Annotated in this window: 9 protein-coding genes; 7 read left to right on the forward strand and 2 right to left on the reverse strand. The window is 64.9% G+C overall.

Features of this window, described 5'->3' with window-relative positions:
- Positions 1-137 precede the first annotated feature (137 nt).
- Positions 138-1,241 (forward strand): HPP family protein, encoded by a 1,104-nt coding sequence (locus tag C7402_RS17670; protein WP_116611467.1) that lies wholly within the window; start codon positions 138-140, stop codon positions 1,239-1,241.
- Between the two features lie 6 nt (positions 1,242-1,247).
- On the opposite strand, the gene C7402_RS17675 is transcribed toward C7402_RS17670, so the two are convergent.
- Together C7402_RS17675 and C7402_RS17680 are read right to left on the reverse strand one after the other, a co-directional pair.
- Positions 1,248-2,246 (reverse strand): sodium:calcium antiporter, encoded by a 999-nt coding sequence (locus C7402_RS17675; protein ID WP_116611468.1) that lies wholly within the window; start codon positions 2,244-2,246, stop codon positions 1,248-1,250.
- Between the two features lie 338 nt (positions 2,247-2,584).
- Complete coding sequence (locus tag C7402_RS17680; RefSeq protein WP_116611469.1) at positions 2,585-3,757, reverse strand: porin; 1,173 nt, start codon at positions 3,755-3,757, stop codon at positions 2,585-2,587.
- Between the two features lie 437 nt (positions 3,758-4,194).
- On the opposite strand from C7402_RS17680, the gene C7402_RS17685 reads away from it, so the two are divergent.
- The 6 genes from C7402_RS17685 (at position 4,195) to C7402_RS17705 (ending at position 17,209) form a co-directional block, all read left to right on the forward strand.
- On the forward strand, positions 4,195-4,446 hold the full coding sequence (locus C7402_RS17685; protein WP_224043750.1) for a DUF4148 domain-containing protein: 252 nt from the start codon (positions 4,195-4,197) through the stop codon (positions 4,444-4,446).
- 76 nt (positions 4,447-4,522) lie between these two features.
- A complete protein-coding gene (locus tag C7402_RS46975; RefSeq protein ID WP_165841910.1) occupies positions 4,523-4,678 on the forward strand; it encodes a hypothetical protein in 156 nt (51 codons plus the stop codon).
- Positions 4,679-4,796: 118 nt separating this feature from the next.
- On the forward strand, positions 4,797-5,474 hold the full coding sequence (locus C7402_RS17690) for a class I SAM-dependent methyltransferase (RefSeq protein ID WP_116611470.1): 678 nt from the start codon (positions 4,797-4,799) through the stop codon (positions 5,472-5,474).
- A 36-nt stretch (positions 5,475-5,510) separates the two neighbouring features.
- Complete coding sequence (locus C7402_RS17695; protein WP_116611685.1) at positions 5,511-5,909, forward strand: VOC family protein; 399 nt, start codon at positions 5,511-5,513, stop codon at positions 5,907-5,909.
- Positions 5,910-6,275: 366 nt separating this feature from the next.
- The gene (locus C7402_RS17700) at positions 6,276-16,976 is read left to right on the forward strand and encodes a two-partner secretion domain-containing protein (protein WP_116611471.1); all 10,701 of its coding nucleotides are present in this window, start codon (positions 6,276-6,278) and stop codon (positions 16,974-16,976) included.
- A complete protein-coding gene (locus tag C7402_RS17705; RefSeq protein ID WP_116611686.1) occupies positions 16,976-17,209 on the forward strand; it encodes a hypothetical protein in 234 nt (77 codons plus the stop codon). The genes C7402_RS17700 and C7402_RS17705 overlap by 1 nt, the downstream gene beginning before the upstream one ends.
- Positions 17,210-17,273: the final 64 nt, after the last annotated feature.

A 17,273-nucleotide genomic window follows, 5' to 3' on the forward strand; every position in this document is an offset into this window, starting at 1 on the left:
GCATCGAGACTAAACATGCATACAGAATGAATTATATATACGCTCAGAAATATCAATTGTTGATATTTGGCGCGCGTCGGTAATCTGGCTGCCACACCGTTCATCACCTGTATCACGCGACCGGCAACCCGCCCACCATGACCCGCACCGCGATCATCGAATGGCTGACGAGTTTTGTGCCGCATCCCGCCGCCCCGCGGTGGCGGGAGCGCGCGCGGCGTTGCGCGGGCGCGATGATCGGCATCGCGTTCACGGGACTCGCGACCCATTTGCTGTTTGGCGCGGCCGGCGATATTCCGCTGCTCGTCGCGCCCATGGGCGCTTCGGCCGTGCTGCTCTTCGGCGCGTCGGACAGTCCGCTTGCGCAACCCTGGTCGATTCTCGGCGGCAACTTCGTGTCGGCGCTCGTTGGCGTGGCGTGCGCGCAGTGGATCGCCTCGCCGGTTGCGGCGGCCTCCGTGGCCGTGGCGCTCGCGATCTGCGCAATGTTCCTGTGCCGCTGCGTGCATCCCCCTTCGGGCGCCGTTGCGCTCACCGCCGTGCTCGGCGGGCCGGCCGTGCATGCGCTCGGCTTTCATTTCGTGCTCGCGCCCATCGCCATCCAGTCGGTGGCATTGCTGAGCGCCGCGCTCGTGTTTCACGCGCTCACGGGGCACCGCTATCCGCGCGCCGCATTTCGTCCCACGCCGGAGGCCGCCGCCGCGCCGCTCGCCGCAATCGCGCACCCGCTGCTGGAGCCACTGCTGGAACCGCTCGACGTGCCGCGTAAATCGTTCGAACAACTAACCTGTGAGGAGATCATGTCGACGCGGTGCCCTGCCGTTCCCGCGACGATGGGCGCGCACGCGGCGCGCGAAATGTTCCGCAGGCACGGCGCCTCCACGCTGCCCGTGGTCGACGCCATGGACCGCGTGGTCGGCATGGTCACGCATCACGCGCTCGGCGATCTTGCGCCGGCCGCTGGCTTCAGGCGTGTCTGGGGCGCGCTGCGCCGCGCGTTGCTGCGCGAGTCGGCGCGCGTGGAGGAAACGGTCGAGGCCGTCATGGCCGCGGGGGTGCACGCGGTGCATCGTGCAACGCCGCTCGCGCATCTCGTGCCGATCTTCACCGACCACGCGTACCACGACATCCCGGTGATGGACGACGCGCGACGACTGGTTGGCGTGGTGCGGCATTCGGACATGATCCGCTGGCTCCATCACCACGCCGGCGCGGCGCAACCCGCTGCGGCGGCGGGTTAGCTCACGTCACACCACGAACAGCAACAAGGCGAACACCGCATAGAGCCAGCCGACGTGCGTGAGTTGCCGGCTGCGCACGCTCGGCGCGCGGAAGGCCCATTGCAGGAACAGGATGGCGACCATGGTCGTCACGGCCGCGAGAATCGACGGCGTGGCGAGATGCCAGGGCGTGAAGAAGAGGCCGAACGCGGTGGGAATGGTGGCCTGAATCATCATCGCGCCGCTGATGTTCGCGAGCGCGAGGCGCTCCTTGCCCTGGCGCACCCAGATGATTGCGTTCATGATCTCGGGCAGTTCGGTGGCGATCGGGCTGAACAACAGCGCCGTCAACTGCGGGCTCAGGCCGAGCCACGGACCGACCTTGCCGATCTGTTCCACGAACAGGTGTGACGCGAGGAAGATCACCACGAGCGCGGCCAACGTCTGCAACACGATCCACACCATGGCCGGGTTTTCGTCGCGCGGACGCAGCTTCAGCGGCTCCAGATCCCCTTCCACTTCGCCGCCGTCCTCGTCGGAGAGCTCCTTCCAGCAGTAGAGCGCGTAGGCCGCGAGGAACAGCACGCCCAGCACCGGCTTGAAGCTGAACAGCACAAGCCCGAGTGCGATTTTGGCCACGAAGATCGCAAGGAACCAGAGCTGGTCGCGGCGCAAGCGGCGCGTATTGACGTCGACGGTGCCCGCGCGTTCGCGGCCCGCGCGCGCGGCCGTGGCGAGGAGCGCCACGCCCACGACGGCATACGCGATGGTGCTGAGCGCGAGCGGGCCGCCAATCGCGGCGCCCACGCCAATTTCCTTGTGCGCGGGGTCCCCGCTGAAGGCGACGGCGACAAGCGTGACCACGCTCTCGGGCAACGCCGTGCCGAACGCGGCGAGGATCGTGCCGGTGGCGGTTTGCGTGACCTTGAGCTTGTGGCCGAGCCACTCGACGCTATTGACGAAGAATTCGCACGACAAATAGATGATGCCGGCCGCGGCAATGAGCAGGGCGAACGTCAGGATCATGACGAGCGCTCCGTGGCGGCGATGCGGGAGGGGGGTGACGCGAAAAGCGGGGCGGAGCGAATCATCGTTAGCCGTTTATTTTGCGAGCCGGGCACCGAAACCATGACGCTTCCCTTCGCCCGGCCCGGGAGAAAGAGAAAACGTCATAGGTCTCGCCAGGCCGCGCGATCGCAGTGAATCGCATACGGCTGCCGACGCCATGGTGCAGTGGCACCAATCATGTTGACGACGGCGCAACGCCCAAGCCGGCGTTGCAGACTACTCCCCTAAGACAGGGGGCGATTATAGCCGAAGTTCACGACAGCGAGCGTTTTTCGACGCGCCCGCCGTCCGGCGCGTCAGAACTTGTGACGCAGGCCGACCATGAACATCGCCTGCTTGTCGTTGGTCGCGTCGTTGCCGAAGTCGCCGAACGAGGCGACCGCGTTGACGAGCTCGCCCGTGTCCGCGTCGATGGTCTTGCCCGAGGCCTTCTGATAACCCGCGAGCGCGTAGATGTCCGTGCGCTTCGAGAGGAAGTAGTCGCCGCCCAGGCTGAACTGGTTGTAGCTCGCGTCAACGCCGTTGCCGTGGCCCTTCGTGTAGTTGTAGCCGAAGCCGACGAGCGCGACTGGCGTGACCTGGTAATTGAGGAACACCTGGCCCGTGTTGAACTTCGTGTTGCCGTTCGCACCGGACGCGCTTTGATAGTTCGCGTATTCGACATTGCTGTACGAGAGGCCCGCCGTCACCGGCCCGTAGGTATAGTCGCCGGCCGCGCGGATGATCTGGAGCGAGTTCGCGGAGACGAAACCACCCGTAATGCCGGGGGAATCCACGTTGACGTCCGTATTCGGATTGAGACCGTCGAACGAGGCGACCGTGCCGCTGTTGCTGTTGGCCTTGAAGTAGCCCGCGCCGAAGCCAAACGGACCATGGTTGTACGCGGCCGCCACGGCCCACGTCTGGCCCGCGCCCGTGCTGCCCGGCTGGCCGCCGAACGCGTACATCGCGCTCATTTGCAGGCCGCCGAAGTTCGGGCTCGCGTACTTGATCGAGTTGCTCGTGCGGTAGCTGTTGTCGTAGTTGTCCATGTCGCCTGGCGTCGCGAACGCGGAGCCGAACGCGCCGTCGTTGGTGAGCGGTTGCAGCAGGTCGATGAGCGGATCGTACTGGCGGCCGAGCGTCACCGAGCCCGCCGTGGTCGAATTCAGGCCGAGCATGGCCGTGCGGCCGAAGAGGCGCCCGCCCTGGCCTTGCTTGCCGTTGTCGATGTTGAAGCCGCTTTCGATCTTGAAGATCGCGGAAAGGCCGTTGCCGAGATCTTCGGTGCCGCGCAAACCCCACAGGTTCGGCGACATGTTGCCCGACATCATCTGGAACGTGCCGCCCGAGCCGTTCTTGCCATGCTGGTTGCCGAACCAGGCAACGGAGGTGTCGAGTGCGCCATACAGCGTGACGCTGCTTTGTGCATGGGCGATGGAGGCAAACGAGGCCAGCGCTACGGCGGTGGCGAGAGCGGTTTTTTTCATTGAAGTATTTTCGTTGGAGAGTGGCGTTAGTGAGAGTGGCTTGCGTGAGATTCCGGCTGCGGCGCGCCCAGCGGCCGAAATTCAGCGGCGATTATGCGTAACGCCTTCGATGAACGAATTTGAAAAACGGAAAGACAGAGTTTCAGAAAGCGGATGAGCGTGAATGGGCCGTGCGCACGGCATTCCAGGGCGGTGGTACCGTGCGATGTTGTTTTTTCGCGGCATCCTCGATTCATTGGTAAGAATAACTAAATGAATTGCGGGGCCGGAATTCGTGCGTCGTCGATTAAACATTTCTTCATTTTCATGCGGATCTTCGGCGAAAGTCTTGCCCCTATCCTTGCCTCACGAGTTGCAGCGCAATTCGCAGCCGGGAGCGCTCTTGCTGCCGACCTGATCCAGTGTGACGGCCCAGACGGCCAGACAGGAGAGACGAGGTGAGCCTATTCAAGGGCGGCGCGTGCGCCGCAATCATGTTGTCGATATCGGCGCTTGCGCACGCGCAGGGCGCGCCGGCCCCACAGGCGGCAAGCGTGCAACAAGCGATCGCGCCACAACAGCTGGCGAGCGCGCAGATCAGCCAGGGCAACGCGTCCATCACGCGCGCACAGGTGCGCCACGAACTCGTGCAGGCCGAGCGCGACGGACAGATGCAAACGCTCGATCGCACGCTATACGCGCATCACTGATTCGATATCCGTTGCGCCGGGGCAGGCCGCGCGTCGTGACGGAACCCGCATTGCGGCCTAACCACCGATCCCTTTCATGAAATCACGCCTTGTTTCCTATGTGCTGCGCGCGGCGCTGTGCGTCGCGGCGGCGGCGGCCGTATCCGGTTGTGCGAACCTGCATCCACAGCCCAACGGCCCCGGCGACTGCGTCGGACCTCCAGGCTATTGCGTGCCGTTCTTCGGTTCGTGAAGCGGCCTATGGGTCAAAGCCGATGCGTCACGGCACGACGCCCGCGCCGTGACTCGCGCGGCGCGCATAATAGGCGTCTGAATGGCGCCGGTGGCGAACGGCGCGCACGAGGAGACCCATGAACCGTGACACGTACACCGACGCCGCGATCCTCGCATCGTGGCAGCGCAACGCAACGCCCTGGATTGCCGCCGTGCGAGGCGGCGAAATCGAGAGCCGCCGCCTCGTGACCGACGGTGCGGTGCTCGACGCCGTGCTTGCGCGCGCGCCGCGCAGCGTGATCGACCTGGGTTGCGGCGAAGGCTGGCTTGCGTTGGCGCTTGCGCGCCGGGGCATCGCGGTGACGGGCGTGGACGCGGTGCCGGAACTCGTCGCGGCCGCGCGTGCGGCGGGGCTCGCCGATTGCCGCCTGCTCGCCTATGAACAGATCGCGCGGGGCGAACTCGACTGCCGTGCCGACGCAGTGGTGTGCAACTTCTCGCTGATCGGTGCGACCTGCGTGGACGATCTGCTGCACGCTGTGCCCACGCTGCTTGAACCGCAGGGCGTGCTCATCGTGCAAACGCCGCATCCGCTCGTTGCCTGCGGCGATCAACCGTATGCCGACGGCTGGCGCAGCGGCTCGTGGGCAGGCTTCAGCCGCGCCTTTCGCGACGCGCCGCCGTGGTACTTCCGCACGCTGGAGAGCTGGATCGCGCTCATTGCTTCGAGCGGTCTCACGCTGCGCGCAATGCGCGAGCCGCTCGATCCGCGCAGCGGCAAGCCGGCTTCGGTGCTGTTCGTCGCACAACGTTGATTACCTGAACGCTACGAGGAGGACACGAGGATGGCGATGATCTCGCATGTGTACATGGGCGTGAACGACTTCGACCGCGCCTTTGCGTTTTACGGCGCCGTGATGCAAGAGCTTGGCTTCGTGCTCAAGTTTCGCGAGCCCGAGTATCCCTGGGCGGGATGGATGGAGCCCGGCGTGCCGCGCCCGCTCTTTCTGGTGGGCCGCCCGTACGACGGCAACCCCGCGCAGCCCGGCAACGGGCAGATGACGGCACTGCTTGCGCCTTCGCGTGCCGTAGTCGATGCCGCTTACGCCGCTGCGCTCGCGCACGGTGGCACGAGCGAAGGCGCGCCGGCTTTGCGCGCGCACTATCATCCGGATTACTACGGTGCGTATTTCCGCGACCCCGAAGGCAACAAGCTTTGCGTTTGCTGTCACGACGCCGCGGGCGAGTGACGAACGGCGCACCGGCGCGTACATCACCCCCTTCGCCCCCTTCACCCCTGTTCACGCGCCGCTGGCTGTCCTGGCCGCGGCGACCCGTCCCATGATCGGCTCATACGCTGTGGTCCTACAGCGCTAATTTGAGCCCGCACCTTTCATATCCGCCTGTTCACGGCTTCGCGCATGCGCGCTACGCGCGACAAGCCGCCTGACGTCGCCACTCCATTCCGCGGTTCCCTAACACGTCCTCTAGTACCTCGATTTGTTTCAAGTCAGAGGGGAATTAATTTGCACACTTAAGGAAGTTTTACTCTTTGAGATAGTAACGCGCGCTTACATTTTGCGGTCGATTTCCCCGGCAATAGAACGATCAAAAAGATGAACAGGAATACGTACCGCCTGGTGTATAGCCGGGTCCATCGCATGTGTGTCGCGGTGGCTGAGTTTGCATCCGCGAATGGCAGAGGAGGCAGCGGCGAGGTAGGGCGCGGCGAGTCGCACCCGCAGGCTGCCGGCTCACCCGTTTTCGTCCTGCGCGCGATGGTGCTTGCGGCGCTCGCACTCCTTGGCGTCATGCCGGTCTGGTCGCTCGCGCAGATCGTGCCGGGCGGCGCGCACGCGCCGAACGTGATCAACACGCCAAACGGTATCAATCAGGTCAACGTCAATCGTCCGAGCGGCGCTGGCGTGTCGATGAATACGTATAACCAGTTTGATGTGAATCAGAAGGGTGCGATTCTTAACAATTCCCCGACGATCACGAATACCCAGCTCGCCGGACAGATCAACGGCAATCCGAACTATGCTGCCGGGCAATCTGCAAGGATCATCGTCAATCAGGTCAATAGTGCGAACCCGTCACAGTTGAACGGCTTCGTCGAAGTCGCGGGCCAGCGCGCCACGGTTGTTCTCGCGAATCCGTCGGGGATTGCCGTCAATGGCGGCGGATTCATCAACACGAACCGGGCAGTTCTGACGACTGGCATCCCGCAACTCGACGCGAACGGCGCGCTCACCGGTTACAGCGTCACGGGCGGCACCATCACCGTTCAGGGCGCGGGCTTCAACGCGTCGAATGTCGATCAGGTGGATTTGCTGGCAAGAGCCGTGCAGATCAATGCAGCGGTCTATGCCAACAGCCTGAACGTCATCGCGGGTTCGAACAATATCAATCACGACACGCTGGCGGCCACGCCGATAGCGGGCAATGGCGCGCCTCCGCCCGTCTCGATTGATGTCAGTCAATTGGGTGGCATGTACGCGGGCAAGATCTACCTGTCATCCAATGAGCATGGCGTGGGAGTCGGCAATGCCGGCGTGATTGCCGCCCAGGCGGGTGACTTCACGCTGAGTTCGGATGGCCGCGTTCTGCTGACAGGCAGAACAACCGCGAGCGGCAACGTCATCGTCAACTCGAACACCGGCATCACGAACAGCGGGACCACCTACGCTCAGGGCGCGCTTTCCGCGAACACCGCAGGGGACCTGACGAACAGCGGCACGCTCGCAGCGCAAGGCGCACTGAACGCGGGCGCGGGCGCGGTGAGCTCGACCGGCTCGCTCGCCTCCGGCGTGAACAGCGACGGCGTGGTGACGCAGGCGGCGAACCTGAACGTTGCCTCATCGGGCGCGCTCACAGCCACGGGCCACAACGTCGCTGGCGGCGACGCGTCGCTCACGGGTGCGTCGGTGAATCTCGCAGGCGGCGAGACGGCCGCGAACGGCAATCTCTCGCTTGTCGCGAACGCGGGGGACCTGAACCTCTCGGGCGCCACGACGAGCGCCCAGGGGGCAATCAATGCGCAGGCGACAGGCTCGCTCGTCAACGACCACGGCGCGATGACGGGCGGGGCCGTGACGCTGAACGCGGGCAGGCTCTCTAACCAGGGCGGCAACGTCTCGGCGCAGGGGCCGCTCAACGCGACGGCGGCAGGCGACGTGCTGAACCAGGGCGGCGTGTTCGTCTCGCAAGGCGCGATGCAGGTGCGCGGTGGCGGAGCGATCGCCAACGGCCAGGGCACGATGCAGAGCGCGATGGGCTTCTCGCTCGCCGGCACGTCCCTGGACAACACAGCGGGCCGCATTACGTCACTGAACGGCGACGGCCTGAACCTTGGCGTCACTGGCACGCTGCTGAACGGCTTGGGGGGCGTGATCGGCGGGAACGGCAACGTGCAGGCGAGCGCCTACACCTTCACCAACGTGGGGCAGTTCAGCGCACTGCATAACGCCGTCCTGAACGCATGGAACCTCAACAACGCGGGGTCGATGAGCGCGGGCGATGCGCTCACCGCCACGGCGAGCGGCGCGCTCTCCAACGCGGGCGGCTCGTTCTCGGGTACGAATACCACGGTCACGGGCGCGTCGATCAACAACGCGAAGGGCTCCATTGCCGGGGACACCGTTGCGGTTTCGACGCCGGGCGATCTCAACAATGAAGGCGGCTCGATCACGCAGACGGGCGCCAGCGCGCAGACGGTCTCCGCAGGTGGCAAGCTCGACAACGCGAACGGTGGCAGCATCGCATCGAACGCGACGAACCTGACGGTCGCGGGCGCCTCCGTCAGCAACGACGCGGGCAGCATCACCCACGCGGGCAGCGGCACGCTGGCGGTGAATGCGGGCAATGGCGCGGGCGCGGCGTCGAACGTCGGTGGCAACATCACCGGCAACGGCAACGTCGTCGCGCAGGCGGGTACGTTCAACAATACGGGCGGCTCGGTGAGCGGCCAGGGCAGCGTGAGCGCGACAGCAGGCGGCGCGCTCAACAACACCAACGGCAAGGTACTGTCGAATACAGACCTGGGCGTCACGAGCGGCTCGCTCACGAATGACCACGGCCAACTCAGTGCGGGTTCGAGCGTCACCGTCCACAGCGGTTCGATGACGAATAGCGGCGGCAAGGTCGTTGCACCGAACCTGTCTCTCACGGTCGCCAGCACACTGGACAACAGCCAGGGCGATATCGAGGCGAACGCGCTTTCGCTGAATGCGGCGAATCTGCTGAACCGGGGCGGCTCGATCACGCAGTACGGGACGAATCCGTTGGGATTGTCCGTCAACGGCATGTTCGACAATTCGGCGGGCGGCACGCTCCAGACCAACAGCACGGACCTGACGCTGACGCCCGCCTCGCTCGACAACGACGGCGGCACGATCACCCATACCGGTGCTGGTACGCTCGCGATCGACGCGGGTAATGGTGCAGGCGCGATCTCGAATGCTGGCGGCACGATCACGAGCAACGGCAAGGTCTCGGCCCAGGGCGGCGCGCTCAACAACGAGCGTGGTTCGATCAGCGGACAGGCGGGTGTCACGGCGAACTTGAGCGGTGCGCTGGACAACACCAGCGGCAAGGTTCTCTCGAACACCGATCTGAGTCTGACGAGCGGTTCGCTCGGCAACGACGGGGGGCAGCTTGGTGCGGGCACGAACGGGAGCCTGCGCACCGGTTCCCTGACGAATAGCGGCGGCTCGATCGTCGCACCGAACCTCTCGGTCTCGACCACCGGCACGCTCGACAACAGCCAGGGCGATATCGAGGCGAATCAGCTCTTGTTGAGCGCGGCGAATCTGCTGAACCGTGGCGGCTCGATCACGCAGTTCGGGACGAACCCCCTCGGGTTGTCCGTCAGCGGCACGTTCGACAATTCGGCAGGCGGCACGCTTCAGGCCAACAGCACGGACCTGACGCTTGCAGCGGGCGCGCTCGACAACGACGGCGGCACGATCATCCATGCAGGCAACGGCAGCCTGACGCTCAACGCGGGTAACGGCGCGGGCGCGATCTCGAATGCCGCCGGCACGATCGCCAGCAACGGCAAGATCGCAGCCCAGGGCGGTGCGCTCAATAACGCAGGCGGTTCGATCAGCGGACAGACGGGCGTTACGGCAAGCATCGGCGGCACGCTCGACAATTCGGGCGGCAAGGTACTGTCGAGCACGGACCTGAGCGTGACGAGCGGCACGCTCACGAACGATAACGGCCAGCTTGGCGCGGGCTCGAAGGAAACGATTCAGACGGGGAGTCTGACGAATAACGGTGGTTCGATCGTCGCGCCGAACCTCTCGGTCTCGACCGCCGGTACGCTCGACAACAGCCAGGGCGATATCGAAGCGAACCAGCTCGCACTGAATGCGGCGAATCTGCTGAACCACGGCGGCTCGATCACGCAGTACGGGACGAACCCGCTCGGGCTGACCATCGGCGGTGTATTCGACAATTCGGCGGGCGGCACGCTTCAGGCCAACAGCACGGACCTGACGCTTGCAGCGGGCGCGCTCGACAACGACGGCGGCACGCTCATCCATGCAGGCAACGGCAGCCTGACGCTCAACGCGGGTAACGGCGCGGGCGCGATCTCGAATGCCGCCGGCGCGATCGTCAGCAACGGCAACATCGCGGCCCAGGGCGCGACGCTCAACAACGCAGGCGGTTCGATCAGCGGACAGGCCGGCGTTAAGGCAACCGTCAGCGGGACGTTGAATAACATCGGCGGCAAGGTACTGTCGAATGCGGACCTGAGCGTAACGAGCGGCGCTCTCACGAACGATGACGGCCAGCTCGGCGCGGGGTCAAACGAAACGATCCACACGGGTTCGCTTACGAACAACGGCGGAGCGATCGTCGCGCCGAACCTCACGATTGCGACTGGCAGCACGCTGGACAACAGCGGCGGCGATATCGAGTCGAACCAGCTCGCACTTTCCGCGACCGACGTCGTGAACCACGGCGGCACGATCACGCAGTATGGCGCGGCGTTGATGGGCCTGAACGTCAGCGGGACGTTCGACAACTCGGCGGGCGGCACGCTTCAGACCAACAGCACGGATCTCACGCTTGCGCCCTGGGTGCTGAACAACAACGGCGGCTCGATTCTCCACGCCGGAACGGGCACGTTCACGATTGCGCCGGGTAACGGCGCGGGCGCGTTCGCGAACGTGGGCGGCAGGATCATCACGGCGGGCCAGCTCGTCGCCAGTGCCGGAAGCTTCGACAACACGTCGGGCGTGTTCGCCGCGCAGGGTTATCTCTCGGCCACCATCGCGGGTGTGCTGAATAACACGCAGGGCGTCGTGCGTTCCCTCTCGTCGGCGACGCTTGCCAGCGGCGGCGCATTGATCAATACGGGCGGGCAGATCCAGTCCGGTACCGCAGACGCAGGCGACACCAGCGCGCTCGCCGTGCAGGCCGCGTCGATCGACAACACGGGCGGCCTCATTGGCAACCTCGGCACGGGCGCTACCACTGTTCAGGGCGCAAGCCAGCTCGTGAACACGGGCGGTCAGGTCACGGGCAACGGCAACGTCGATGTGACCGCGTCCGCGATCGTGAACACCCAGGGCGGCCAGATGAGCGGCGCGAACGTCGAGGTGACGGGCGATACGCTGGACAATGCCAGCGGCGCAATCGGCAACGTCGCGGGCCTGACCGGTGATGTGACGGTCACGACCACGGGCGCGATCAACAACGCCAACGGACAGATGGGGGCGACGCATGACCTCGCGGTGAGCGCTTCGACGCTCACGGGCGGCGGCGCGTATAGCGCGGCGAACGACGTTTCGGTCAGCATGCAGGGCGATTTCGCCCCCACGCCCGACGTGCAGTTCAACGCCGGGCACAACCTCAGCTTCACGTTGCCGGGAACGTTCACCAACGCGGCGCTCGTGGAGGCGGCGAACAATCTCGACGTCAACGCCGGGGATGTCGTGAACAGCGGCACGATGATGGCGGGCGGCACGCTCAGCACGCATTCGAACACGCTGGAAAACACGGGTGTCATCGTTGGCGGCAGCGTGTCGCTGAACGCGAACAGCACGCTTTCCAACGTGGGGCCGACCGCGCTGATTGGCGCGACGGACAGCAACGGTACGCTCGAACTGCTCGCAAGCGATATCGAGAACCGCGACGACACGACGGCGGGCGACACGCAGGCGACCACTGCCGTTTATGGTCTCGGCAAGGTTGTGCTGGCGGGTGGAAAGAACGCGGACGGCAGCTATACGAACGCGGCATTGATCAACAACGTATCGGCGCTGGTCGAGTCGGCGGGCGACATGGAACTGCACGCCGACCAGGTGACGAACACCCGGCGCGAGGTGACGACGACGGGCTTCAACCAGCCGGTCGATCCCGCCCTGCTTGACCAGTTCGGCATCAGCCTGTCGGGCTGCATCTCTACGGTCACGGCTGCCTGCGCCGCAAATCATCCCTTTGTCGGCTGGATCAATGGCACTGCCGACCTGATCGGCGGCGTGCCTACCGATCCTCCGCACGGCGGACAGTGGAACAGCGGCTGGCAATACACGACCTACACCGGCGTAGCGGTGGCGAACCTGATCGCCGGCATCAGTCCGCAGGGTCAGATCATTGCGGGTGGCAGTCTCGACGCTTCGTCGGTGGGCCAGCTCCGGAACTACTGGAGCGCGGTCGCGGCGGTCGGCAACATCGCCGCGCCTGTATCGCTCGACCAGAATAGCTGGCAGGGTCAAGCCGCGCCCGGCGTGCAGGTCACGTATTCTGGCTACTACCACTACACGAATTACGACCACAGCATTGCGGACTGGACGCTACCGTTCGGCGACGCGCCGTTCACAGGCGGCCAGCCCGGTGGCTATACGCAGGCCGCACCGGCCGACATCCGCAACTATGCCCTGCCGGCCTACGAATCGAGCTTCGTCGCGGGCGGCACGCTCTCCGGGACGGGCATCAGCATCAACAACACGGCGGGCAACGCGGGCATCCCGTCGATCGGGCTCGCGCCCGGCCAGGCGCTGTCGGGCGTCACCGTGAGCGGGATCAGCGGCAATGCGAGCGGCGGGACGGCGGGCGGCGCGTCCTCGGTGAGTGGCAACGCGAGCGGCGCGAATGCCGGCGGCGCGCAGTCGGTGAGTGGCAACGCGGGCGGTACGAGCGCCGGCGGTGCATCGTCGGTCAGCGGCAATGCGGGCGGCACGAAGGCCGGCGGCGCTTCGGCCCAGGGCGGCACCGCCCCGGTCGATCCGGCCATCGCGAGCGCGACGGCGGTCAACGTGCTGCAAAACCTGACGATCCCGCAGGGCGGCCTGTTCAAACCGTCCACGACGCCGGGCACCGACTACCTGATCGAGACGAACCCGGCTTTCACGAGCCAGAAGACGTTCATTTCGAGCGACTACTACCTCCAGCAACTCGGCCTGAATCCGCAGACGACCGAGAAGCGCCTGGGCGACGGCTTCTACGAGCAGCAGCTCGTGCGCAACCAGATCACGTCGCTCACGGGCAAGGCCGTACTCGGTCCGTACACCGATCTCCAGTCGATGTACCAGTCGCTGCTTGCTGCGGGCGCGTCGCTCTCGAAGTCGCTTGACCTGCCGCTCGGCATGAGCCTGTCGCCCGAGCAGGTCGCGGCGCTTACGAGCAACGTGATCATCATGCAGACGCAGATGGTCGACGGACAGTCGGTGCTGGTGCCGGTGGTGTATCTGGCGAAGGCGAGCCAGCAGAACATGAACGGGCCGCTCATCGCGGCGACGGACATCGATATCCAGAACGCGCAGACCTTCACGAACAGCGGGACGGTGCAGGCAGGCAATTCCATGAAGATCGACGCGCAGTCGATCAACAACACCTTCGGCGCGCTCACGAGCGGTGGCCTCATGGCGCTGCAAACGGCGGGCAACGTCGATCTGACTTCCGCGAAGGTGAACGCCGGGAGTCTGGCGCTCAACGCGGGCGGCAGCGTGATCCTCGACACGGCGACCAGGACGCTCAACCAGATCAGCGCCACGGGCGCGACGCGCGTGAGCACGACGCTCGACCCCATGGCGAGCCTGAACGTGGCGGGCAATGCGGCGATCGTTACCGGAGGCAACTTCGAGCAGCACGGGGCCAGCCTGAGCGTCGGCGGCAACCTCGGCATGGCCGTGGGCAGCAACTACGATATCGGCACGGTGCAGACCGGGGAGCACAAGGTGGTCGAGCGTGCGAACGGCGTGTCGAACACGAACATCAACACGGTGACGGGCAGCACCGTGAACGTGGGCGGCGTGTCGGTGATCGGCGTGGGCGGCGACCTGAGCGCTACGGGCGCGAACATTAACCTGGGCGGTGGAGGAACCGTCGCGGCGAAGGGTAATGTGACGCTCGATGCGGCGAAGGCGACCTCGACGATCGACAGCAACGACTCGGGCAGCGATGCTCACGGCAGCTATTCATCCACGATCCACCGCTCCGACGATACGCTGACCGCGACGACGCTCAATTCGGGCAACTCGCTGACCGTGGTATCGGGCAACAACATCAACGTCAACGGTAGCTCGGTCAATCTCGACAAGGGCACGCTTGCGCTGGCGGCAACGGGTGACGTGAACATCGGGGCGGCCACGGAAACGCATGTCGATAGCGGGCAGGAGCAGCACAGCCACAGCAATGTGGTGAGCGGCAAGCAGGTGCAAAGTTCGCGCGATACGACTACGACCCTGAGCCAGGGGAGCACGGTCTCAGCGGACAGCGTGTCGATTTCGGGCCACGATATCAACGTGAACGGCAGCACGGTTGTCGGGACGAACGACGTGGCGCTCGACGCCACGCACGATATCAACATCGGCACGACGCAGAACACGATGCAGTCGTCGGGCAGCTATGCGGAGAAGCGCACGGGCCTGGGCACGAGCGGCCTGACGGTGACGGCGGGCACCAGCAAGCTCGCCACGACCGACCAGGAATCGAGCGTGACGAACAACGCGAGCACGGTGGGTTCGATCAACGGCAACCTGTCGATGCAGGCGGGCAACACGCTGCACGTGACGGGCAGCGACGTGGTCGCGGGCGGCAACGTGACGGGCATGGCATCGAACATCATCATCGATTCCGCGACCGATACGGCGCACCAGGCGCAGACGCAGAAAACGAGCAGCAGCGGCATAAGCATTGGCCTCTCGGGTTCGGTGGGCGACGCGATCAACAATGCGTATGCGCAGGGCCAGTCGGTCGGCCACTCAGCCGGTAGCGGCAACGACCGCGCGGCGGCGCTGCATGTAATCGCAGCGGGCGGCGATGCGGCCCTGGCCGGTTTCGGCGCGTACGACATGGTGAAAAATGGCGTATCGAAGGCGCCCGGCGCACCGAGTATTGGTGTACAGGTAAGCGTCGGTTCGAGCAAGAGCCAGAGCCAGTCGTCGGAGGACCAGACGACACAGCGCGGCTCGAACGTGACGGCGGGCGGCACGGCGGCGTTCGTGGCGACGGGTGACGGCACGCCTGGCAGCGGGAACGTGACGGTTGCCGGTTCGAATGTGAGTGCGAACGATGTGCTGCTTGCGGCGAAGAACCAGGTGAACGTGGTTAATACCACGAACACGGATTCGACGCGCAGTTCGAACAGCAGCAATAGCGCGAGCGTGGGGGCGTCGGTTGGCACGAACGGCTTTGGTGTCTCGGCGGCGATGTCGAACGCGCACGGGGACGCGAACAGCGATGCGCAGATCCAGAACGCCTCGCATGTGAACGGCACGAACAGCGTGACGGTTATCAGCGGGGGCGACACGAATATCACGGGCTCGCAGGTGAACGGCGGCAAGGTGGTCGCGGATGTGGGCGGCAACCTGAACGTCGCGAGTGTGCAGGACGTGACGACGAGCGCGGCGCACCAGAGCAGCGCGGGCGGCGGGTTCAGCATCAGTCAGGCGGGCGGCAGCGCGAGCTTCAGCGCGCAGAACGGCCATGCGGACGCGAACTACGCAGGCGTGAACGAGCAGGCGGGGACCAACGCCGGTAGCGGTGGCTTCGATATCAACGTGAAGGGGAACACGGGCCTGACGGGCGCGGTGATATCGAGCACGGCGGACGCCTCGAAGAACAGCCTGAACACCGGGACGCTCACGTTCTCCGACATCCAGAACCAGTCGCACTACGACGCGAACAGCAACGGGATCAGCGCGGGCGTAGGCGTTGGCAATACGGGCAAGGCGACGGGTCCAGGTTCGGTTAGCGGGCAGCCTGGCGTATCGCCGATGATCGGGCAGAACGACAGTGGCGACCAGAGCGCGACGACGCGAAGCGCGATCAGTGCGGGCACGATCAACGTGACCGATGGCGCGCACCAGTCGCAGGACGTAGCGACGCTCAGCCGCGACACGACGAACACAAACGGCACGGTATCGAATGCGCCTGACGTGAACGCGATGCTGAACCAGCAGGCGGACACGATGCAGGCGGCGCAGGCGGCCGGTCAGGTCGTGGCGCAGGGCATCGGCGTGTACGCGGACAAGAAGCGCGACGATGCGGTCGCGGCTGGCAAGGCGGCGGCAGATAGTGGCGACGTTGCCGCCGGAGACGCAGCGCTGGCCGACTACAAGAACTGGAAGGAAGGTGGGGACTACCGTGCTATCGCGCAGGCGGCGGGGGGCGCGCTGATTGGCGGACTTGGCGGCGGCGGGCTGGGTGCAGTCGGTGGTGCAGCAGGGGCAGGCATAACCTCAAAGTTCGCGCCCGAGACGAAGGCATTTAGCGACACTGTCGCCAGTGCCACGGATTCGTCATTGATTGGCAATATCGCAGGCAATATCCTGTCGGGGCTTGCAGGTGCTGCGGTGGGCGGCACGGCTGGCGCAGCGGGCGCGTCGAACGTAAACCTGTACAACCAGGGGCATGACAAGAACGAGACGGAGGCGCAGAAGGAGGCGCAGGATATCCGCAAGCAGCTCGACCAGGAGCGGGCGATGCTCGGGCAAGCGGGCGCGAAAGCGACTTCAGATGACTCTATCGGCAAGTTGCCGGTAAATCCGGGTGCATTGGGTGGCGGAAAATTTGCGTTGACCGATAATCGTGCGACGAAGATATTTGGTACGCGCGATGGGCATATCGCGGATACAGCGCAAAACCGCGCACTGCTTACTGACGTGGCGAATGATCCAACAACGACGCTAGGCCCAGATAAGTTTGGCACAGTGTGGTCTGCCAAGATTCAGCCTGATGGCACCCAAGTTTGGGTGCAGACGCGAAACGGCCAAGTTTGGAATGGTGGCGTGAATCAAACACCGCTGCCCTATAACCCTGAAACGGGGCTTGCCGCACCAATCAAACCGGGATGGAAATGATGAGTGAACCGAAACTAACGATTGAGCAGGCATATCGTGCGATGTTCTACTTCCTTGAGCACGAATATGACCTTACAAAAGCAGATGAACTTGGTGGAATGCTTAGTTCGCTATCGTGGGAAATAACGGGAGGGCATGGCCCAGCAGACCCTGGCGCATGGCAAGACTGGCAGGAGGCGGTGAGCAAGGCGCTGGCCAAGTCCGAAAATGCGTCGCCACCTGCCCATGAGTGACAACAAACCCGGCTGCGGCCGGGCTTATTGTTTGCGGCACATCAGAAGCACTCGGGCGAAATGG

Source organism: Paraburkholderia unamae (assembly GCF_003096875.1).
Classification (GTDB): domain Bacteria; phylum Pseudomonadota; class Gammaproteobacteria; order Burkholderiales; family Burkholderiaceae; genus Paraburkholderia; species Paraburkholderia unamae.